Consider the following 18,402-nt stretch of genomic DNA (forward strand, 5'->3'; position numbering starts at 1 on the left):
TCAGGCCGGCCACATGTCGTGAGAGGCGTTCAGCCTCTTCATTACCCGATGGTCCCGCAATTTGGCCCAGAGGCGTTCGATGTTCGGCCAAGTGGTTGGAATTTTCGCGGCCTCCGGATGCCAAGCCACCAACATGACGAGATAGATGTCGGCCAGCGAGAGCCGGTCACCCAGCCAGTCCCGGCCTTCGAGGGCGGCATCGAGAATGGCAAAGCTGCGGCCCATTTCCGAGACCGCCGCCTGTTTGACGGCTTCCACGCCGCCGGGATCGGTCGTGTAGCGATGAGCGTAGAAGAACCGCAGGTTGGCCGGATAGATGACCGAGGACATGAAAATCATCCAGCGCAGGAAGTCGGCACGGTCTGGCGAACTTGCCGCGGGCGCCAGTCCTGCTTCCGGGTGACGCTCGGCCAGCAGAATGCAGATCGCCGCCGATTCAGTCATTGAACGGCCGTCCGGCAAGACCAGCACCGGAACCTGGTTCATTGGGCTGATGTCCAGAAAGGCCTGGTCGGGCGGGCCTTTCGGAACGTCGATCCTGTCGAAGGGCACATCCGCCAATGCAAGCGCCGCCTCGACGACAAAGCCGCCGGTGTTGGCACGTGTGTAAAGCTTGTACATTAAGTCCTCCGCCTGCCCGGCAGCGACGATTTGATACGGAAGCGACTCGCCGCTCAAGCGAACGATGTCGCCACGGATATTTTCAGCAGCCCAGGCCGGACTTTTGATGCCGGAGGGGCAGCGCGCGAAGGGATCGCTACTCGCGTCCAGACACTAAGTCCCCAATCCCTCGAACAGGATCGTCGAGAGATAACGCTCGGCGAAGGAGGGGATGACGACGACGAGGTTTTTGCCCTTGTTCTCGGGCCGCGAGCCGACGACGATCGCCGCTTGCAGGGCGGCACCCGAAGAGATGCCGACCGGCACACCTTCCAGTCTAGCGACGAGCCGTGCATTGGCAACCGAATCCTCGTTCGAGACCTTTACGATCTCGTCATAGATCGTCGTGTCGAGGATCTTTGGCGCGAAGCCGGCGCCAATGCCTTGGATCTTGTGCGGGCCCGGCTGGCCGCCCGACAGCACCGGCGAGGCTTCCGGTTCGACGGCGACGACATGCACCGAGGGCTTGCGCTTCTTCAGCACCTGGCCGACGCCGGTGATGGTGCCGCCGGTTCCGATGCCGGCAACGAAGATATCGACTTCGCCATGGGTGTCGTTCCAGATTTCCTCGGCCGTGGTGCGGCGATGGATTTCCGGATTGGCCGGGTTCTCGAATTGCTGCGGAATGACAGCGTCGGGCAGCGTTGCCGCCAGTTCGTCCGCCTTGGCGATGGCGCCCTTCATGCCTTTCGGCCCTTCGGTCAGCACCAGTTCGGCACCGAGCAGCGCCAGCATCTTGCGGCGTTCGACGGACATGGTTTCCGGCATGGTCAGGATCAGCTTGTAGCCCTTGGCGGCGGCGGCAAAGGCGAGCGCGATACCGGTATTGCCCGAGGTCGGCTCGATCAGCGTGGTCTTGCCGGGCGTAATCCTGCCCGAAGCCTCCAAGGCCTCGATCATCGACACGCCGATGCGGTCCTTGACCGAGGCGATCGGGTTGAAGAATTCGAGCTTGGCCAGCAGATTGGCGACGACACCCTTCTCCCTGGCGAATTTATCCAGCCGCACCAGCGGCGTGTCGCCGATCGTCTCGGTGATAGAATTGTAGATGCGGCCGCGGCCGGGCACGTGCGTGGGGGTGGCGGGCTTGTTCATTGATTTCCTCCCAGAGGTCAAGCGGCAAGAGTCGGGGCGGGCATAGGATAGAGCCATCCACCGCGCAAGATAGGCTGTCGATCGAAAATATCCGAGTGAGTTCGTGCTGAATACCACCGCCTTGGAATGGGGTGACAATCCCTGGGCGGAGTGGCGAAGGAGGTCTATTGCCGGGCGGCAATTGCCGCCGCCGCACCGACCATGAAGCCGGCGGCGGTGCGGTTGAGTGCCCTCAGCGCCCGCGGTGACTTCAGGAACCAGCGCGCCTTGGCCGCCAGCGCCAGATAGGGCACCAGCAACACGAGCAGGACGACGATGGTGACCGCGACAAGGATGGCGTAGTCGACCAGCGTGATCGCCTTCAGATCGACGATGGTCGGGGTGATGGCAAGATAGAAGATCATCGTCTTCGGATTGCCGAGTGTGACGGCAAGACCGGCTGCAAAGCTGGATGCCAAGCCGCCCTTGCCTTTCTTCGCCTCCACCGTTTCGGGCGTGATGCCGCTCGTCCAGAAACGCCAGCCAAGAAGAGCGAGGTAGGCGACGCCCAGCCATTTGATGGCTAGAAAGACCATGCCGAAAGTTTGTGCGACGAAAGCCAGGCCGAGCACCACGGCAGTCAAATAGGTCAGGTCGCCGAGCATCAGCCCGAACGACATGGCCAGCGACGAGCGGAAGCCGGAACCCAGCGCACGCGCAACAAGCGCGGTGACGCCTGGGCCAGGGATGGCTGCGGCGATGCCGAGGGCGGCGCTATAGGCGAGGAATCCGGTGAGCGTCATGATTCGCGCTTGTCGCACGACGTTGAAGTTGGGTGAATTCCCTCGGGCCGAAATTCGATTGCGCCAGCGCAGCAGGCCGACACCGCGTTCAGGAGCGGCTGTCTTCGTAGGTAACGCGCCAGATGGTGCCGTTACCGTCCTCTGTCACGATCAGCGAGCCGTCCTTGGCTACCGCGACACCGACCGGGCGGCCCCAGACGGCGTCGCTCGAGACGACGAAGCCGGTCATGAAGTCCTCATATTCGCCGGTCGGCTTGCCATCCCTGAATTTGAGCCTCACCACCTTGTAGCCGGTCCTGGCGCCACGGTTCCACGAACCATGCATGGTGACGAAGGCGTCACCTTGAAAATCCGCCGGGAAGTTCTTGCCGTCGTAGAAGGCTATATTCATCGGCGCCGAATGCGCCTGCATCAATACGTCGGGGACAGTGGCCTTGCCGGCGAGATCTGGCCGCTCGCCCTGATGGCGCGGATCCTCGTTATTGCCGATGTAGTACCAAGGCCAACCATAGAATCCGCCGTCCTTGACCGCAGTTGCAAATTCGAACGGCACGTTGTCGCCGAGCTCGTCGCGCTCGTTGACGACGCACCACAACGCGCCAGTGGCGGGCTGCACGGTCATGCCCGTACAGTTGCGCAGGCCGGTGGCGACAGTTCGGGGATTTTTCCCATCCGGATCAAAGGCGAGCACATCGGCACGGCCGTCCTCGGAGCCCCAGGCTGCCCCGAGCGGCTTTGATTTGGCCCAGGCGTCGAGACCGCTATCCGGCCCCTTGCCTATGTCCTCGGCGACATTCGAGGCGGAGCCAACCGACAAATAAAGCGTTTTGCCGTCCTGCGAGAAGGCGATGTCGCGGGTCGTGTGACCGCCCGACGGGATTTTGGCGACAATGGTTTCTGGTTTGCCGGATGTCTTCAGGTCGCCGTCGCGATAGGGGAAGCGGACGATGCTGTCGCTGTTGGCGATATAAACCCATTGCGGCTTGTCGCCTGGCGGATAGAAGGCGATTCCGTAGGGATAATTGAGCCCCTTGGCGAAGATCGCTTTCTCGATGGGCTTAGCGCTGCCCTCGGCGAGACGGTAGACGCGTATCTGGTCGGCATGGCCGTTGGCGATGAACAGGTCGCCATTCGGAGCGACGCGCACGACGCGCGGATTATAGAGTCCGGAGGCGATCATTTCAGCCGAAAAGCCCGGCGGCAATTCTGGCTTGGCGGTTTCGGGCCGTCCCGTCACGCCGGCGCCGTTCGAAGCGGATTGGGCGGGATCGGCTGGCGGCATGTCTTGCGGCCCGATCAGGCGGCGGACGCCAGGCCTGTCGGCGTGCCAATCGCCAAAAGCGGCTTCGCCTTTGAGCACCTTCTGATCCGCCTGCTGGGCGGCTGCCGGTATCGCAACAAGGAGGGCAGCGGCAACGGCCGCAAAGCCGCCAGATCGGATCATCAACGTCCTCCGGGATACGCCTCGAGCCGGACAAACGGCATCAGGCATAGGTCGTTCCAAGCGGTCGTCCAGCACACGAGGATTTGAAGCCGAACCCCGTTCAGTTGCCAGAGGCGTAGAAATCGTCGTCGAGGCGCTTTTCCAGCGCGACCAGATCGGCCGGCAGCGGCAGGCCCATCGCCCGCATCTCTTGCAGCTTCTCACGCAACTGCTCTTGCACCTCGTGCTGATCCTCAGGCTGATTGACCATTTCCTCAAGCAGCAGGCTGATCTGGGCCTTGAACGATTCCAGCGCCATTCTTTTTCTCCTTGCGGCAGGCCCGCGGCGTCTCCTAGCGCAGCATGCGCGAAATCAGCTGGGCGGTATAGTCGACCATCGGTACTATGCGGGCATAGTTCAGCCGTGTCGGCCCGATAACGCCGAGCGCACCGACGACGCGCGCGTCCTTGTCGCGATAGGGTGCCACTACCAGTGAGGAGCCCGACAGCGAAAACAGCTTGTTTTCCGAACCGATGAAGATGCGCACCCCCGGGCCTTCCTCGGCGAGGTCGAGGAGCTGGATCAGCCCATCCTGCGTCTCCAGATCCTCGAACAGATGCCGCAGCAATTCTATGTCGGCCTGGGCAGTGACGTTTTCCAGGAGATTGGCGCGGCCGCGCACGATAAGCCGCCCAGGCATCCCGCTTTCGGCGCCTGCCCAGACTGCCAGGCCCTTCTCGACCAGATCCTGCGACAGCGTGTCGAGGGCTGCCCTGGTCTCTTCCTTGATGCGGGCGATCTCGACCCGCGCCTCGGCCAGGGTGCGGCCACGGATATGGGCGTTGAGGAAGTTGGAGGCTTCGTGCAATTGCGAGACGGTGATGCCGGCGGGCAGATCGATGACGCGATTTTCGACGTCGCCGTTCTGCGAGACCAGCACGGCCAATGCCTTAGTCGGCTCGAGCTGGATAAATTCGATGTGCTTCAGCGCCACCTCGTTCTTGGCGGCGAGCACGAGGCCGGCGCCGCGCGACATGCCGGACAGCATCTGGCTGGCCTCGGTCAGCATATGCTCCAGCGTAGCGCCCGAGCCGGAGGCGCGCACCTGCGCCTCGATGGTGCGGCGCTCCTCGTCGGAGAGATCACCGAGTTCCATGAAAGCATCGACGAAGAAACGCAGGCCGGCCTGGGTCGGCAGCCGGCCAGCCGAAATGTGCGGCGCATAGATCAGGCCGAGATGCTCAAGGTCGCTCATCACGTTGCGGATGGTGGCCGGCGACAGCGACGACGGCAGGATGCGCGACAGGCTGCGCGAACCGACCGGCTCGCCATCCCTCAAATAGGAATCGACGATGCGCCGAAAGATGTCGCGCGAACGCATGTCAAGCGATTGAAGCGCGGGCGATTGCAGCGCGTGCGACGGAAGCACGTGCGATTGCGAACCGGGATCGACTGCCTTGGTCATTCGAGCCAAAAACCTCCGGCCCGAAGATATAGACTTCCGCGGCGGCGGCGCAACCGGTCCATTTTCCTTTGCGCCTAGCGCCCCGTGCGGCTACAAGCCGGCCAAGATTCCGAAGAAAGAAAGAAGCCTGAATGCGCCCTTCCAAACGCCAATTCGACGAAATGCGCCCCATCTCCTTCGAGCGCGGCGTCTCCAAGCACGCGGAGGGCTCGTGCCTGGTGAAGTTTGGCGACACCCATGTTCTGTGCACGGCCAGCCTGGAGGAAAAGGTGCCGGGCTGGATGCGCAATTCCGGCAAGGGCTGGGTGACGGCGGAATACGGCATGCTGCCGCGCTCGACCGGCGAGCGCATGCGCCGCGAGGCTTCGGCCGGCAAACAAGGCGGCCGCACGCTGGAAATCCAGCGGCTGATCGGCCGCTCCCTGCGCGCCGTGGTCGATCTGCAGGCGCTCGGCGAGCAGCAGATCACCGTCGACTGCGACGTGATCCAGGCCGACGGCGGCACGCGCACCGCTTCGATCACCGGCGGCTGGGTGGCGCTTTACGATTGCCTGCGCTGGATGGAAGTCCGCCAGATGGCGAGCCTTGGCAAGGTGCTGAAGGATCACGTTGCGGCGATCTCCTGCGGCATCCATGATGGCCAGCCGGTCATCGATCTCGACTACATCGAGGATTCCTCGGCCGGCACCGACGCCAATTTCGTCATGACCGGCAAGGGCGGTATCGTCGAGATCCAGGGCACGGCCGAGGGCGAGCCGTTCTCGGAAGAGCAGTTCGCGGCGCTGATGGGATTGGCCAAGAAAGGCATTCAGCGCCTGGTCAGCCTGCAGCAGATGGCCGTGGACTGATCTTCAGTTTATGACGATGAGGTTGACGATCCTGTGACCCCTTCCGCCATCCTGGAATCAGCACTCTACGTGACGGATCTTGCTGCCGCGGAACGGTTCTATTCGGGCGTGCTCGGGCTCGATCCGCTCGGCAAAGTCAACGGCAGGCATCTCTTCTTCCGCTGTGGCTCCGGCGTGCTGCTCATCTTCGACGCCGAGGCGACCAAGGTGCCGCCGGCGCCGGACGCCAAGCTGAAAGTGCCGCCGCATGGCGCGGTCGGCGAGGGCCATCTTTGCTTCGCCGCAAGCGCGGATGAAATCCCACGCTGGAAAGCCCATCTTGAGGCGAAGAAAATCGCCATCGAAAGCGAGTTCGAATGGCCGCAGGGCGGCCGCTCGATCTATATTCGCGACCCGTCGGGCAATTCGGTCGAATTCGCCGAGCCAAGAATCTGGGGCATCTGATGCATTCGCCGACTATTCACTCGCCAACTGTTCATTCACTTGATGCGCATAAGATCGTCGTCGCCAGCCATAACGCTGGCAAATTGCGGGAATTCGCCGATCTGATGGCGCCATTCGGCATAGAAGCGAAGTCCGCAAAGGAATACGGCTTGCCGGAACCGGACGAGACCGGCACCACTTTCGAGGAGAACGCCCTCATAAAAGCCTTGGCCGCCGCCAGGGCCACTGGATTACCGGCGCTGTCGGACGATTCCGGCCTATGTGTCGATGCGCTCGACGGCGCACCCGGCGTCTACACCGCCAACTGGGCCGAGACGCCGCACGGCTCCCGCGACTTCGGCATGGCCATGCAGCGCACGGAAGTGGCCTTGCAAGAAGTTGGCGCGATCACGCCTGCCCAGCGCAAGGGCCGCTTTGTCGCGGTCATCTGCCTGGCCTTTCCCGATGGCCGGGCGGAATATTTTCGCGGCGAGGTCGAGGGCATGCTGGTATGGCCGCCACGCGGCGAGCTCGGCTTCGGCTACGATCCGGTGTTCTTGCCCAACGGGTTCGAAAAGACCTTCGGCGAGATGAGCGCGGAGGAAAAGCATGGCTGGAAGCCGGGCCAGCCAACCGCATTATCGCACCGTGCCCGCGCCTTCCAGAAATTCGCGCAAGTCCGATTGGCCGCCGCATGACCATGCTGCTCGACCGCAGCCCTGGTTTCGGCGTCTACGTCCACTGGCCGTTCTGCGCGGCCAAATGCCCCTATTGCGACTTCAACAGCCATGTCCGCCACCAGCCGGTCGATCAGGAGCGTTTTGCCCGCGCCTTCGAGACCGAGCTGGCGACGATGCGCGGCCGCACCGGGCCGCGGGAGGTGACCAGCATTTTTCTTGGCGGCGGCACGCCATCGCTGATGAAGCCACAGACCGTGGCGGCGGTGCTGGATGCAGTGGCGAAGAACTGGACGGTTCCCGATGGCATCGAGGTGACGCTGGAGGCCAATCCTTCCTCCGTCGAGGCCGAGCGCTTTCGCGGCTATCGCGCGGCGGGCGTCAACCGCGTATCGCTTGGCGTGCAGGCGCTGAACGACGAGGATTTGCGCTTTCTCGGCCGTTTGCACAATGTCGATGAGGCCCTGCATGCGATCGGCCTGGCGCGCGAGATTTTCCCACGGCTGTCTTTCGACCTGATCTATGCGCGGCCCCGCCAGACACCCGAAGCGTGGCAGGCGGAGCTCGAGCAGGCGATCGGCCACGCCGCAGACCATCTGTCGCTGTACCAGCTGACCATCGAGGAAGGCACGCCGTTCCATGCACTGCATGCGGCAAGGAAATTCATCATTCCAGACAATGATGTTGCCGCCGATCTCTACGCGCTGACGCAGGAGATCACCGCCGCGCACGGACTGCCGGCCTACGAGATTTCCAACCACGCGAGGCCCGGCGCCGAAAGCCGGCACAATCTCACCTATTGGCGCTATGGCGAATATGTCGGCGTCGGTCCCGGCGCGCATGGCCGCTTCGTCGAGAGCGGGCGGCGCCTGGTGACGATCGCCGAGAAAATGCCGGAGACCTGGGCCAATCTGGTTGAAGCCAAGGGCCATGGCGTTACCGGCGGCGAGATCCTGACGCGGTCGGAAGAGGCCGACGAGTTCCTGCTGATGGGGCTGAGGCTGGCGGAAGGCATCGACCTTTCCCGCTACGAGGCGTTTGCCGGCCGCGGCCTCTCCACCGCACGGTTGTCGGTGCTCCAGGGCGAGGGGCTAGTGGCGCCGATCGGCAATGCCCGCCTGCGCGCCACGCCGGCCGGCATGATCGTGCTCGACGCCGTGGTGGCGGATCTGGCGCGGTAGGCCGCGGGGGAACTAGGCCTCGTGCTTGTGGCGGTGTTTGGCGCGATCTTTTTCGCTGGTCTCTCCGGAACGCGCCGGCTTGATCTCGCTTTTGTCGCGCGAGGCACGGTGCTGGTCGGCTGTGGGATGTGATGCTGCGCCATCGCGGGCGGTTTTTGTTTCGAGGCGGGTGATGAAAATGTCGAAGCGATTGGGCATCGTCCGGTCAGTGCTCCATCGTGCGGTCGGTTTCGGTTGCGGGCTTGCTCTGCGCCGATCGCTGGCGTGCAAGCGGCTTCTTGGCTCTGCCGTCTGCGGCTTCGGCGGGCAGGCGCTCGTCGCATGGCGCGGCGAAGCGCTTGCGGCCGGCATAATAGGGTTCGAAAACGTCCTGTATCGTCAGGCTTTCCATCCTGCTCCTCCCGAGATCAGGGGTAAAATTCGCCGGCAACGGTTTCGTTCCCTACTATGGCGAAGGCGTGGCGGCTGGTTCACGTAGGCCTCCCATTTGGAACCCGGGCTTTGCAACCCAGGCTTTTGCAACCAAGCGTAAGCCGTGCCAAACAGGGCCGAACGGAGTTGTGCAGGTGACCGGCGAATTGGCCAAACGCAGTTATGTGGTCGGGCAGACCGAGATCGCCGCCCGGCCGCTCGAACCGGCGCTCTATCTCGTGGCGACGCCGATCGGCAATCTTGCCGACATCACGCTTCGCGCGCTGGAAACGCTCGCCGCCGCCGATATCGTCGCCTGCGAGGACACACGTGTCAGCCGCGTGCTGCTCGACCGCTACGGCATCCGCCGCCGCACCACCGCCTATCACGAGCACAATGCCGGCGAAGCCGGGCCGAAGCTGATCGCGGCACTCGAGGCCGGGCAGAGCGTAGCGCTGATCTCGGATGCCGGCACACCGCTCATCTCGGATCCCGGCTACCGGCTGGTCGGCGAGGCACTGGAACGCGGCATTCGTGTCGTGCCGATCCCCGGCCCATCAGCAGCACTTGCCGCTTTGACGGCATCCGGCCTGCCCTCGGACGCCTTTCTGTTTGCCGGCTTCCTGCCGGCGAAGACCGGGCAGCGGCTGACGCGGCTGGAAGCGCTGAAGGCGGTGCCGGCAACGTTGATCTTCTTCGAATCGCCGCGACGGCTGGCCGAGACGCTCAGTGCCATGGTCGAGGTGCTGGGCGGTGCCCGTAAGGCGGCGATCGGCCGCGAGCTGACCAAGACTTTCGAGGAGATGCGGACCGGCACCCTGCAGTCGCTCGCCAGCCATTACGCCGCAGCCGATACGCCCAAGGGTGAAATCGTCATCTGCGTCGGCCCGGCGGATGCGGTCGCTGATGAGCCTGAAGACATCGACCGGCTGCTGCTTTCGCTCGCCGCCGAGATGCCGGCCTCCAAGGCAGCGGCGGAAGCCGCCAAGATGACGGGTGGCCAGAAACAGGCGCTCTATCGACGGCTGCTCGAACTCAGGGATAACGGTAACCGCGATGGCTGAACGGTCGAGCGCCAGCCGGCAAAAGGCCTACCGGCGCGGCCATCACGGCGAATGGCTGGCGGCAGCGGCGCTGATGCTGAAAGGCTACCGGATTCTTGCCCGCCGCCACCGCACCAGGTTCGGCGAGATCGACCTGATCGCCCGGCGTGGCGATCTGGTGCTGATCGTCGAGGTCAAGGCGCGCCGCACGCTGATGGAGGCAATGGAAGCAGTCGGCCGCGAATCGGAGCGCCGCATCGAAGGTGCCGCCGATTTCTGGCTGTCGCGCCAATCCGACTACGGAAAAATATCGGTGCGCTTCGACATGGTGGCGGTGCTGCCGTGGCGCTGGCCGGTGCATGTCGAGAACGTTTTCTACGGGCGGAACTGAGCCGCTTTCGCGGACCGCTACCCCCAGATGGCCAGCCCTGCAAGGCCGACGATGCCGACCACCAGCCGCCACCAGCCGAACAGCGCGTAGCCATGGCGCGAGACGTAGTCGAGCAGGAAGCGCACGACGATCAGCGCGGTGACGAAGGCGGCGACGAAGCCGACGACGATGATGGGCAGGTCGGCGCTGCTCAGTACATTGCGGTTCTTGAACAGGTCGAAGGCGAAGGCGCCGACCATCGTCGGGATGGCGAGGAAGAAGGAGAATTCCGCCGCCGCCCGTTTGTCGACGCCGAGCAGCAGCGCGCCGACGATGGTCGAGCCCGAGCGCGACGTGCCGGGGATCAGCGACAAGCACTGAAACAGCCCGATCTGCAGATAAAGCCTGGTCGGGAACCGCTCGACATCGTGATAATACGGCTTCGGCTTCATGCGATCCACCAGCAGCAGGATGACGCCGCCGATGATCAGCATGATGCAGATCAGCCGCGGCGATTCGAACAGCACCGTCTTGATGAAATCATGCGCCAGCGCGCCGACGACGGCCGCGGGCAGGAATGCGATGAGGATGCCAAGGACGAAATGCCGCGTCAGCCGATCATAGGGCAGTTCGAGCAGCATCTTCCAGAGACGGCGGAAATAGACGCTGAGGATGGCCAATATAGCGCCAAGCTGGATCAGGATTTCGAAGGCCTTTCCGGTCGAGTGAAAGCCGAGGAAATGGCCGGCGAGCAGGATATGACCGGTCGAAGACACCGGAATAAACTCAGTCAGGCCCTCGAGCATGCCGAGCAGCAGCGCTTCGACGACGGTCTGGCTTTCCATGGCAACCTCGGCGTTGGAGGGAAGGCTTGAAAAAACGGCTTGCTTGTCACGGCGCGGAACTCCCCCTATAGGTCGCAGCACCCTAACAGCCCGGTGAACCGGGCGGCCAAGACTTACCGGCGCAGCCGGCGATTCGCCAGTGCGCTCTATCATCGCGGGACCATGCTGACGCTTTTCCACCATCCGATGTTCGCCAGCTGCCGCTTCGTTCGCCTCGCCTTTGGCGAGTATGGCGAGGAACTGGCGCTGATCGAAGAGAAGCCGTGGACGCGGCGCAAGGAGTTCCTGGCGCTGAACCCGGCCGGCACGCTGCCGATCCTGCTCGCCGAAGGCGACGTGCCGATCGTCGGCGCAGTGGTCATTGCCGAATATCTCGACGAGACGCGCGGTGTACTCAAGCGCGACAAGCGGCTATTCGCCGAGGATCCGATGGAGCGCGCCGAAATCCGCCGGCTGACCGACTGGTACCTCAACAAGGCGGAAAGCGAAGTCACGCGGCATCTGGTGCGCGAACGCGTTCTGAAGCCGGTCATGCCGGAGACGGCGGGCGGCGGATCGCCCGATTCGGCAGCGATCCGCGCCGCCCGCGCCAATATCCGCCAGCACATGAAATACACCAACTGGCTGGCCGGCACCCGTCATTGGCTGGCCGGCAACAAGGTCACCTATGCCGATCTCGCGGCGGCGGCGGCGCTGTCGGTGCTAGATTATCTCGGCGAGATCGACTGGCGCGAACACAGCGCCGCGCGCGAATGGTATACAAGGGTGAAATCACGGCCTTCGTTCCGGCCGCTTCTGTCCGACCGGGTGCGCGGCCTGTCGCCGGTGTCACATTATGCGGACCTCGATTTCTGATACGGCAAAGCTGCGCGCGCTGATCGAACGCGAGGCACGGAATGCCGGCTTCGACGCCGTTGCCGTCACCACGCCCGATGCAATCCCGCAGGCGCCGGCCCGGCTGGCCGAATTTGTTGCCGACGGCTTTCACGGCTCGATGGGCTGGATTGCCGAAACGCTCGAGCGGCGCGGCAAACCGACGACGCTTTGGCCAGAGGTCCGTTCGATCATCGTGCTGGCGATGAATTACGGCCCCGACCACGACCCGCTCGAGATCCTGAGAAAGCGTGACCGCGGCGCGATCTCGGCCTATGCGCAGAACCGTGACTATCATGACGTGATGAAAGGCCGGCTGAAGGAGATCGCTGGCAAGATCGTGGCGCGCTCGGGGGGCGACGTAAAGGTGTTTGTCGACACCGCGCCGGTGATGGAAAAGCCGCTGGCCGAGGCGGCCGGCCTCGGCTGGCAAGGCAAGCACACCAACCTGGTCAGCCGAACGCATGGTTCGTGGCTGTTCCTCGGCACCATCTTCACGACGGCCGAACTGGTGCCGGACGCACCTGAGGACGACCATTGCGGCTCCTGCCGCGCCTGTCTCGACGCCTGCCCGACCGACGCCTTTCCGGCGCCTTACCGGCTCGATGCGCGGCGCTGCATCTCGTATCTCACCATTGAAAATAAGGGGCCGATCCCGCTAGAATTCCGGCAAAAGATCGGCAACCGCATCTATGGCTGCGACGATTGCCTGGCTGCCTGTCCGTGGAACAAGTTCGCCCAAGCCGCTTCGGAGGCAAAGTTTTCGGCCCGCGAGGAGTTGCGCGAACCGCCGATTGCCGAGCTGCTGCGCCTCGACGACACTGGCTTCCGCGCGCTTTTTTCGGGCTCGCCGGTCAAGCGCATCGGCCGCGACCGTTTTATCCGCAACGTGCTGATCGCGGCCGGCAATTCCCAGGACTTGTCGCTGGCCGGCGCCGTTCGCGCGGTGCTCGACGATGCCTCGCCGCTGGTTCGCGGAACCGCGGTATGGGCGCTGTCGCGGCTTGTGCCGGGTCGGGAGTTGGCCGAACGTGCCGCAGCCGCCTTGCAAGCAGAAAATGACGAGGCGGTGAGAGACGAATGGCTTCTGGCCCTGCCAAGGCCGATCGGGGCGCATACATGACAAAAAAGCAGATTTTCATCTTCGGCGCCGGTTATTCGGGCAAGGTCTTGGCCCGCGCCAACAGGGATGCCGACACAACGATCTTCGGTACAACGCGGTCGCCGGAAAAATTCGCGGCGCTGCGGCAAGGCGGTATCGTGCCGCTGCGCTTCGATGGCCCGCTGACCTCCGAAATCGGCGATGCGCTTGGGAAGACAACCCATCTCGTCGTCTCGGTCGCGCCGGACGAGTCCGGCGACCCGGTGCTGGGCGCGGCACGCGAGGTGATCGCGGCCAACATGCCGGAGCTCGAATGGATCGCCTATCTCTCCACCGTCGGCGTCTATGGCGACCATGGCGGCAATTGGGTGGACGAGGCCGCCGAGTGCCGGCCGGTATCGAAGCGATCAGTAATGAGGGTTGCCGCCGAGCAGGATTGGCTGAAACTGGGCCACGACATCGGCCGGCCGGTGGTGATCCTGCGGCTTTCCGGCATTTATGGGCCAGGCCGCAACGCCCTGGTCAATCTGGAAAACGGCACCGCGCGGCGGCTGGTCAAGCCGGGCCAGGTGTTCAACCGCATTCATTGCGACGATATTGCCGGCGCGCTCTGGCATCTCGCCGAAGGCAATCGCGGCGGCGTCTTCAACGTCACCGACGACCTGCCGGCGCCGCCGCAGGACGTCGTTGCCTATGCCGCCGGATTGATGGGCATCGAGCCGCCGTCCGAAATTCCGTTCGAGAGCGCCCAACTTTCGCCCATGGCGCGGTCCTTCTATGGCGAGAACAAGCGTGTTGCCAACGCAGCGATCAAGGCGGCCGGTTATGGCTTTTGCTTTCCCGACTACCGCTCGGCGCTCGATGCCATGTGGGCGAGCGGCAACTGGCGCGACGGCGAGGCGCGCAGCCCGATGAAACGGTCGTGATCGATGCGTTGCGCGGTCCGTGGTATGATGCGGTTCAATCGCGGAGGGGTCCAGCTTGGGAAAGACGTTAACGCGAGCCTTGCCGGGAAAAACACTGCTGCTGACGGCAGCACTGGCCGTCGCCGGCCTGACGCTTGCAGCGCCGACGGCGAGCGCCGAGGAGAGGGCAAAAGACCTGTTCGGCGCCAAAAAGCTGCCGGCACTCGCAGCGGCGCAATCGATCGGCTTTTATTCCAAAGGCTGTTTTTCCGGCGGCGTCGCCCTGCCCATGGATAGCCGGCACTGGGAGGTGATGCGACCGTCGCGCAACCGCCGCTGGGGCCATCCGGCAATGATCGCGCTGATCGAGAAACTATCACGCGATGCCGCGGCCGACGGCTGGCCGGGCCTGCTGATCGGCGACATCTCGCAACCGCGCGGCGGACCGATGCTGACCGGCCATGCCTCGCACCAGATCGGCCTCGACGCCGACATCTGGCTGACGCCGATGCCCGACCGCAAGCTTTCGACCGAAGAGCGCGAAAACATCAGCGCTACCTTGATGGTCGATGAAAAGACCCATCTGGTAAAGGACGGGCTGTGGACGCCGATGCATACGCGGCTGTTGAAGCGCGCCGCGAGCTATCCCGAAGTCGAGCGCATCCTGGTCAATCCAGGGATCAAGAAGAAGCTCTGCGACACGGTCAAAGGCGACCGCGGCTGGTTGCGCAAGGTCAGGCCGTTCTGGGGCCACGATTACCACTTCCACATTCGCATCGGTTGCCAGCCTGGGTCACCCGACTGCAAGGCGCAGGAAGCGACGACGCCGGGCGATGGCTGCGACAAGGCGCTGGCCTGGTGGTTCACCGAGGAGCCATGGCGCCCCAACAAGAATCCGGACAAGCCGAAGGCACGCGACGTGATGACGATGGCGAACCTGCCCAGGCAATGCCAGTTTGTGCTCGACGCGCCGGCTCCGGCCTCGGCGGAAGCAGTCACCTACTATGGCGACGGCGTGCCGATCGCTGCCGCAGCTGCTCCCGCGGCAGAGCCTTCGCCGCCGCCGACGGTCGCAGCCGGCGCGGCAGCGCTTCCAGTCTCGGCGAACGCCTTTGTGGCGACCCCCGAGATCGGCATTCCGCTGCCGCGGCCACGACCGGGGCACTGATGCGGGCAGCGTGTTCGCTGTCTGCATCCGTGCATTTCCATTTCGAAAACCGATTTCCCTTTTTGCGGTCATGCGCTAGTCAACGAGAGAACGGCGATACGCGTCGGGAACGGACGAGAGCATGCCAGGCGTAAGCGACGACGACACTCTGTTGCGGTTTCCGATCCTGATCGGCGACATAGGCGGCACCAATGCGCGCTTCTCGATCGTGCTCGACGCGAATTCCGAAGCCGGGGAGCCGACGATCGTCCAGACCGCCAACTTCAATACGATCGACGAGGCGATCCAGTCGGCCGTGCTCGACCGCTCGTCGGTCCGGCCGAATTCAGCTGTGCTGGCGGTAGCCGGTCCTGTCGAAAGCGACGAGATCCCCCTCACCAATTGCCCATGGATCGTCAAGCCGAGACAGATGTTCTCCAGTCTCGGTCTCAGCGACGTCGTGGTGCTCAACGACTTCGAGGCGCAGGCACTGGCCGTCGTCGCACTCGGCGAAGAGTATATGGAAAAGATCGGCGGTGACGCGCCGGAACCGAATTCCGGGCGGGTAGTGCTCGGCCCGGGGACCGGGCTCGGCGTCGCCGGGCTGGTCTATGCGCTGCATCACTGGATCCCGGTGCCCGGCGAGGGCGGCCATATGGATATCGGGCCGCGCTCGCCGCGCGATTTCCAGGTGTTTCCGCATATCGAGAAACTCGAGGGCCGCATTTCCGGCGAACAGATCCTTTCAGGACGCGGCCTGGTCAATGCCTACCGGGCGGTGGCCAAGGCGGACGGCAAGCCGTCGCCCTTTACCACGCCTGCCGAGGTTACCGCCGCGGCGCTGGCAAAGAACGATCCGGTGGCCGAAGAGGCGCTGTCGATCTTCGTCACCTGCCTGGGGCGCACCGCCGGCGATCTCGCTCTGGTGTTCATGAGCCGCGGCGGCGTGTTTCTCACCGGCGGCATCGCGCAAAAAATCCTGCCGGCGCTGCGGACCGGCAATTTCCGCGCCGCCTTCGAGGACAAGGCGCCGCACAGCGCTCTGATGCGCAGCATACCGGTCTATGTCATCACCCATCCGCTGGCGGCGCTTTTAGGGCTCGCCGCCTATGCCAGAAATCCGTCGCTGTTCGGCGTGCAGACGGCGGGGCGGCGCTGGCGGGTTTAGTACACAAGCTGCGCCGCGACGAAGTTTCGCCGTCCCCGGCCATAGGCAAGCCGCCATTGGGGCGTTAAGAGGTTGCCGAATTGCAGCCCGGCCGAACCGAAACCACAAAGCGCTCCAACTTGACACTTCCAGCACCAACCAAAGGGAAAGTCCGTCCCAGCGAGATCGTGGCGGTGATCCGCCGCATCATCGCCGAGAACAGCCGCGATTATCGCTGGTACTATGCTCTTGCCGTGCTGTGCCTGGTGACGATCGCGGCGACGACCGCCTTCACAGCCTGGATCATGAAGGATGTCATCGATCAGATCTTCTACCAACGGCGCGGCGATCTCATCGCGCTGATCAGCGTGTCGATCCTGGCCGCCTTCATGCTGCGCGGGCTGGCCAGCTACGGCCAGGCAGTGACGTTGGCCAAAATCGGCAATAATCTGGTGGCGCGCTATCAACGCCGCATCTTCGACCATCTGATGAAGCTCGGCGTCAGCTTCTTCAACGACACCCGCTCGGGCCGGCTCGCCGCGCAGATCAACGAGAACGTCAACGGCATCCGCGATCTTCTGTCGATAACGCTGACATCGCTGGCGCGCGATGCGGTATCGCTTGTCGCGCTCGTCGGCGTCATGATCTGGCAGGACCCGATGCTCTCGGCGATGTCGCTGCTGATCGGCCCGCCTTTGATCTACAGTGTCTCCTATCTGATGCGCCGGGTGCGTCGCATCACCCGTGAATCGGTGCAGATCAACTCGCGGCTGATCGGCGCGATGCAGGAAGCGACGCAAGGCATCGCTATCGTCAAGGCCTTCACCCTGGAAGACGAGCTGTCGCGCCGCATCGGCGGCCTCGTCGCGGGCGCCGAGCAGCGGGCAAACAAGATCGCCCGCGTCTCGGAACGGCTGACGCCGATCTCCGAAATGCTGGCCGGCTTCGCCGTCGCCGGCGTCATCGCCTATTCCGGCTACCGGGCGACCGTCGGCGGCCAGCCGCCGGGCGCGGTGTTTGCCTTCATCACCGCCCTGCTGCTTGCCTATGACCCCGCCAGGCGGCTGGCGCGTATGCAGGTGGGCGTGGAAAAGTCGCTGGTCAATGCGCGCATGATCTACGAGCTTCTCGACCTTGAGCCGCAGCAGGGTGACATGCCGGGGGCCGCCGAGGCGAAATTCACCTCTGGTGAAGTGCGCTTCAACAATGTGTCCTTCCGCTATGTCCAGGAGGCGCCGGTCCTGCAGGATCTGAGCTTTGTCGCCGCTGCCGGCAAGGTGACCGCCATCGTCGGCGCCTCGGGCGCCGGCAAAACGACGCTGGTGGCGCTGCTGCAGCGCTTCTACGACGTCGAGTCGGGCAGCATCGAGATCGACGGCCAGGACATCCTAGAGGTGACCAAGCATTCGCTGCGCGGCTCGATCGCCTATGTATCGCAGCAGCCTTATCTGTTCGAAGGCACCATCCGCGACAACATCCGCTACGGCAGGCTGAGCGCCACGGACGCCGAGATCGAACGTGCCGCGCAACAGGCCGCGGCAGACGATTTCATCCGCCAGCAGCCGCAAGGCTACGACACGCCCGTCGGCGAGAACGGCGTGACGCTGTCGGGCGGCCAGCGCCAGCGCGTATCGATTGCACGCGCTATCGTTCGGCAGGCGCCGATCCTGCTGCTCGATGAAGCCACCTCGGCGCTCGACAACGAGGCTGAGGCCCGCGTCCAGGAAGCGCTGACCCATGTCATGGAAGGGCGCACCACCATCGTCATCGCGCACCGGCTGTCGACGGTGGTCAATGCCGACCATATCATTGTGCTGGAGCAGGGCCGGCTGGTCGAACAGGGCACGCATGCCTCGTTGATGGCCGATCTGCACAGCGTCTATGCGCGGTTCCATCGGGTGCAGGGCAGGAAAGGGCTGGGGCTTGTCGATGACGGTAAGCCAATCCAGACTGCGGCGCAAAATGTCCGCCCGAAAAAGGCGGCCGGGAGACATTCATGAGTGA

The 18,402-nt window shown here is 64.0% G+C and carries 21 protein-coding genes; 12 read left to right on the plus strand and 9 right to left on the minus strand.

Annotated elements, in window-relative coordinates; genetic code table 11:
• From AC0L2P_RS05845 to hrcA, 6 genes are all read right to left on the minus strand, one after another.
• On the minus strand, positions 1–621 hold the full coding sequence (locus tag AC0L2P_RS05845; RefSeq protein WP_473500280.1) for a glutathione S-transferase family protein: 621 nt from the start codon (positions 619–621) through the stop codon (positions 1–3).
• A gap of 153 nt (positions 622–774) precedes the next feature.
• Positions 775–1,755: a cysteine synthase A gene (cysK, locus tag AC0L2P_RS05850; protein ID WP_473500282.1), complete on the minus strand. Its 981-nt coding sequence runs from the start codon at positions 1,753–1,755 to the stop codon at positions 775–777.
• Between the two features lie 164 nt (positions 1,756–1,919).
• On the minus strand, positions 1,920–2,537 hold the full coding sequence (locus AC0L2P_RS05855; RefSeq protein ID WP_473500283.1) for a LysE family translocator: 618 nt from the start codon (positions 2,535–2,537) through the stop codon (positions 1,920–1,922).
• 88 nt (positions 2,538–2,625) lie between these two features.
• Positions 2,626–3,981: a PQQ-dependent sugar dehydrogenase gene (locus AC0L2P_RS05860; protein ID WP_473500284.1), complete on the minus strand. Its 1,356-nt coding sequence runs from the start codon at positions 3,979–3,981 to the stop codon at positions 2,626–2,628.
• A gap of 100 nt (positions 3,982–4,081) precedes the next feature.
• A complete protein-coding gene (locus tag AC0L2P_RS05865) occupies positions 4,082–4,279 on the minus strand; it encodes a hypothetical protein (RefSeq protein WP_254818005.1) in 198 nt (65 codons plus the stop codon).
• Positions 4,280–4,313: 34 nt separating this feature from the next.
• Positions 4,314–5,426, minus strand: a complete 1,113-nt coding sequence (hrcA, locus tag AC0L2P_RS05870) for a heat-inducible transcriptional repressor HrcA (RefSeq protein WP_473500285.1) — start codon at positions 5,424–5,426, stop codon at positions 4,314–4,316.
• A 131-nt stretch (positions 5,427–5,557) separates the two neighbouring features.
• On the opposite strand from hrcA, the gene rph reads away from it, so the two are divergent.
• Genes rph through hemW form a run of 4 tightly spaced genes read left to right on the plus strand, consistent with a single transcriptional unit; the run spans position 5,558 to position 8,555 of the window.
• Positions 5,558–6,274, plus strand: a complete 717-nt coding sequence (gene rph, locus AC0L2P_RS05875; RefSeq protein WP_473500286.1) for a ribonuclease PH — start codon at positions 5,558–5,560, stop codon at positions 6,272–6,274.
• Between the two features lie 33 nt (positions 6,275–6,307).
• Positions 6,308–6,718, plus strand: coding sequence for a VOC family protein (locus AC0L2P_RS05880; protein WP_473500287.1), 411 nt, complete (start codon positions 6,308–6,310; stop codon positions 6,716–6,718).
• Positions 6,718–7,395: an RdgB/HAM1 family non-canonical purine NTP pyrophosphatase gene (gene rdgB, locus AC0L2P_RS05885; RefSeq protein WP_473500288.1), complete on the plus strand. Its 678-nt coding sequence runs from the start codon at positions 6,718–6,720 to the stop codon at positions 7,393–7,395. Before AC0L2P_RS05880 ends, rdgB begins: the two co-directional genes overlap by 1 nt.
• Positions 7,392–8,555 carry a radical SAM family heme chaperone HemW gene (gene hemW, locus AC0L2P_RS05890; protein WP_473500289.1) on the plus strand — a complete coding sequence of 388 codons (1,164 nt, stop codon included), beginning with the start codon at positions 7,392–7,394 and terminating at the stop codon, positions 8,553–8,555. Before rdgB ends, hemW begins: the two co-directional genes overlap by 4 nt.
• A 12-nt stretch (positions 8,556–8,567) precedes the next feature.
• Here the strand turns inward: hemW and AC0L2P_RS05895 are convergent, their stop codons facing one another.
• Both AC0L2P_RS05895 and AC0L2P_RS05900 read right to left on the minus strand, forming a co-directional pair.
• Positions 8,568–8,753, minus strand: coding sequence for a hypothetical protein (locus AC0L2P_RS05895; protein ID WP_473500290.1), 186 nt, complete (start codon positions 8,751–8,753; stop codon positions 8,568–8,570).
• 7 nt (positions 8,754–8,760) lie between these two features.
• A complete protein-coding gene (locus AC0L2P_RS05900; protein WP_473500291.1) occupies positions 8,761–8,946 on the minus strand; it encodes a hypothetical protein in 186 nt (61 codons plus the stop codon).
• Positions 8,947–9,121: 175 nt separating this feature from the next.
• On the opposite strand from AC0L2P_RS05900, the gene rsmI reads away from it, so the two are divergent.
• Positions 9,122–10,030 (plus strand): 16S rRNA (cytidine(1402)-2'-O)-methyltransferase, encoded by a 909-nt coding sequence (gene rsmI, locus AC0L2P_RS05905; RefSeq protein ID WP_473500292.1) that lies wholly within the window; start codon positions 9,122–9,124, stop codon positions 10,028–10,030.
• A complete protein-coding gene (locus tag AC0L2P_RS05910) occupies positions 10,023–10,400 on the plus strand; it encodes a YraN family protein (RefSeq protein WP_473500293.1) in 378 nt (125 codons plus the stop codon). Before rsmI ends, AC0L2P_RS05910 begins: the two co-directional genes overlap by 8 nt.
• A gap of 17 nt (positions 10,401–10,417) precedes the next feature.
• Here the strand turns inward: AC0L2P_RS05910 and AC0L2P_RS05915 are convergent, their stop codons facing one another.
• Positions 10,418–11,224, minus strand: coding sequence for an undecaprenyl-diphosphate phosphatase (locus AC0L2P_RS05915; RefSeq protein WP_352845479.1), 807 nt, complete (start codon positions 11,222–11,224; stop codon positions 10,418–10,420).
• A 162-nt stretch (positions 11,225–11,386) separates the two neighbouring features.
• On the opposite strand from AC0L2P_RS05915, the gene AC0L2P_RS05920 reads away from it, so the two are divergent.
• The 6 genes from AC0L2P_RS05920 to AC0L2P_RS05945 all read left to right on the plus strand — a co-directional run bounded on the left by AC0L2P_RS05920 (position 11,387) and on the right by AC0L2P_RS05945 (position 18,398).
• On the plus strand, positions 11,387–12,079 hold the full coding sequence (locus AC0L2P_RS05920; protein ID WP_023678968.1) for a glutathione S-transferase family protein: 693 nt from the start codon (positions 11,387–11,389) through the stop codon (positions 12,077–12,079).
• On the plus strand, positions 12,060–13,220 hold the full coding sequence (gene queG / locus AC0L2P_RS05925) for a tRNA epoxyqueuosine(34) reductase QueG (protein WP_473500294.1): 1,161 nt from the start codon (positions 12,060–12,062) through the stop codon (positions 13,218–13,220). Before AC0L2P_RS05920 ends, queG begins: the two co-directional genes overlap by 20 nt.
• The gene (locus AC0L2P_RS05930; protein ID WP_473500295.1) at positions 13,217–14,125 is read left to right on the plus strand and encodes an SDR family oxidoreductase; all 909 of its coding nucleotides are present in this window, start codon (positions 13,217–13,219) and stop codon (positions 14,123–14,125) included. Before queG ends, AC0L2P_RS05930 begins: the two co-directional genes overlap by 4 nt.
• Before the next feature lie 55 nt (positions 14,126–14,180).
• Entirely contained in the window at positions 14,181–15,272 is a 1,092-nt protein-coding gene (mepA, locus tag AC0L2P_RS05935) for a penicillin-insensitive murein endopeptidase (RefSeq protein WP_473500296.1), read from the plus strand.
• Positions 15,273–15,393: 121 nt separating this feature from the next.
• The gene (locus AC0L2P_RS05940) at positions 15,394–16,419 is read left to right on the plus strand and encodes a glucokinase (protein ID WP_473500297.1); all 1,026 of its coding nucleotides are present in this window, start codon (positions 15,394–15,396) and stop codon (positions 16,417–16,419) included.
• A gap of 119 nt (positions 16,420–16,538) precedes the next feature.
• Positions 16,539–18,398, plus strand: coding sequence for an ABC transporter ATP-binding protein (locus tag AC0L2P_RS05945; RefSeq protein WP_473500298.1), 1,860 nt, complete (start codon positions 16,539–16,541; stop codon positions 18,396–18,398).
• The last annotated feature ends 4 nt before the right edge of the window (positions 18,399–18,402 follow it).

The sequence above is a fragment of the Mesorhizobium sp. WSM4836 genome, from assembly GCF_055811815.1.

Excerpts from the sequence above, each read along its gene's own strand:
- hrcA (WP_473500285.1), bottom strand. The coding sequence starts at position 5,426 with ATGACCAAGGCAGTCGATCCCGGTTCGCAATCGCACGTGCTTCCGTCG.
- AC0L2P_RS05910 (WP_473500293.1), top strand. The coding sequence starts at position 10,023 with ATGGCTGAACGGTCGAGCGCCAGCCGGCAAAAGGCCTACCGGCGCGGC.
- AC0L2P_RS05855 (WP_473500283.1), bottom strand. The coding sequence starts at position 2,537 with ATGACGCTCACCGGATTCCTCGCCTATAGCGCCGCCCTCGGCATCGCC.
- AC0L2P_RS05940 (WP_473500297.1), top strand. The coding sequence starts at position 15,394 with ATGCCAGGCGTAAGCGACGACGACACTCTGTTGCGGTTTCCGATCCTG.
- AC0L2P_RS05920 (WP_023678968.1), top strand. The coding sequence starts at position 11,387 with ATGCTGACGCTTTTCCACCATCCGATGTTCGCCAGCTGCCGCTTCGTT.
- AC0L2P_RS05900 (WP_473500291.1), bottom strand. The coding sequence starts at position 8,946 with ATGGAAAGCCTGACGATACAGGACGTTTTCGAACCCTATTATGCCGGC.
- cysK (WP_473500282.1), bottom strand. The coding sequence starts at position 1,755 with ATGAACAAGCCCGCCACCCCCACGCACGTGCCCGGCCGCGGCCGCATC.
- AC0L2P_RS05865 (WP_254818005.1), bottom strand. The coding sequence starts at position 4,279 with ATGGCGCTGGAATCGTTCAAGGCCCAGATCAGCCTGCTGCTTGAGGAA.
- rdgB (WP_473500288.1), top strand. The coding sequence starts at position 6,718 with ATGCATTCGCCGACTATTCACTCGCCAACTGTTCATTCACTTGATGCG.
- AC0L2P_RS05860 (WP_473500284.1), bottom strand. The coding sequence starts at position 3,981 with ATGATCCGATCTGGCGGCTTTGCGGCCGTTGCCGCTGCCCTCCTTGTT.
- rph (WP_473500286.1), top strand. The coding sequence starts at position 5,558 with ATGCGCCCTTCCAAACGCCAATTCGACGAAATGCGCCCCATCTCCTTC.
- hemW (WP_473500289.1), top strand. The coding sequence starts at position 7,392 with ATGACCATGCTGCTCGACCGCAGCCCTGGTTTCGGCGTCTACGTCCAC.
- AC0L2P_RS05895 (WP_473500290.1), bottom strand. The coding sequence starts at position 8,753 with ATGCCCAATCGCTTCGACATTTTCATCACCCGCCTCGAAACAAAAACC.
- AC0L2P_RS05930 (WP_473500295.1), top strand. The coding sequence starts at position 13,217 with ATGACAAAAAAGCAGATTTTCATCTTCGGCGCCGGTTATTCGGGCAAG.
- AC0L2P_RS05915 (WP_352845479.1), bottom strand. The coding sequence starts at position 11,224 with ATGGAAAGCCAGACCGTCGTCGAAGCGCTGCTGCTCGGCATGCTCGAG.
- queG (WP_473500294.1), top strand. The coding sequence starts at position 12,060 with ATGCGGACCTCGATTTCTGATACGGCAAAGCTGCGCGCGCTGATCGAA.
- AC0L2P_RS05845 (WP_473500280.1), bottom strand. The coding sequence starts at position 621 with ATGTACAAGCTTTACACACGTGCCAACACCGGCGGCTTTGTCGTCGAG.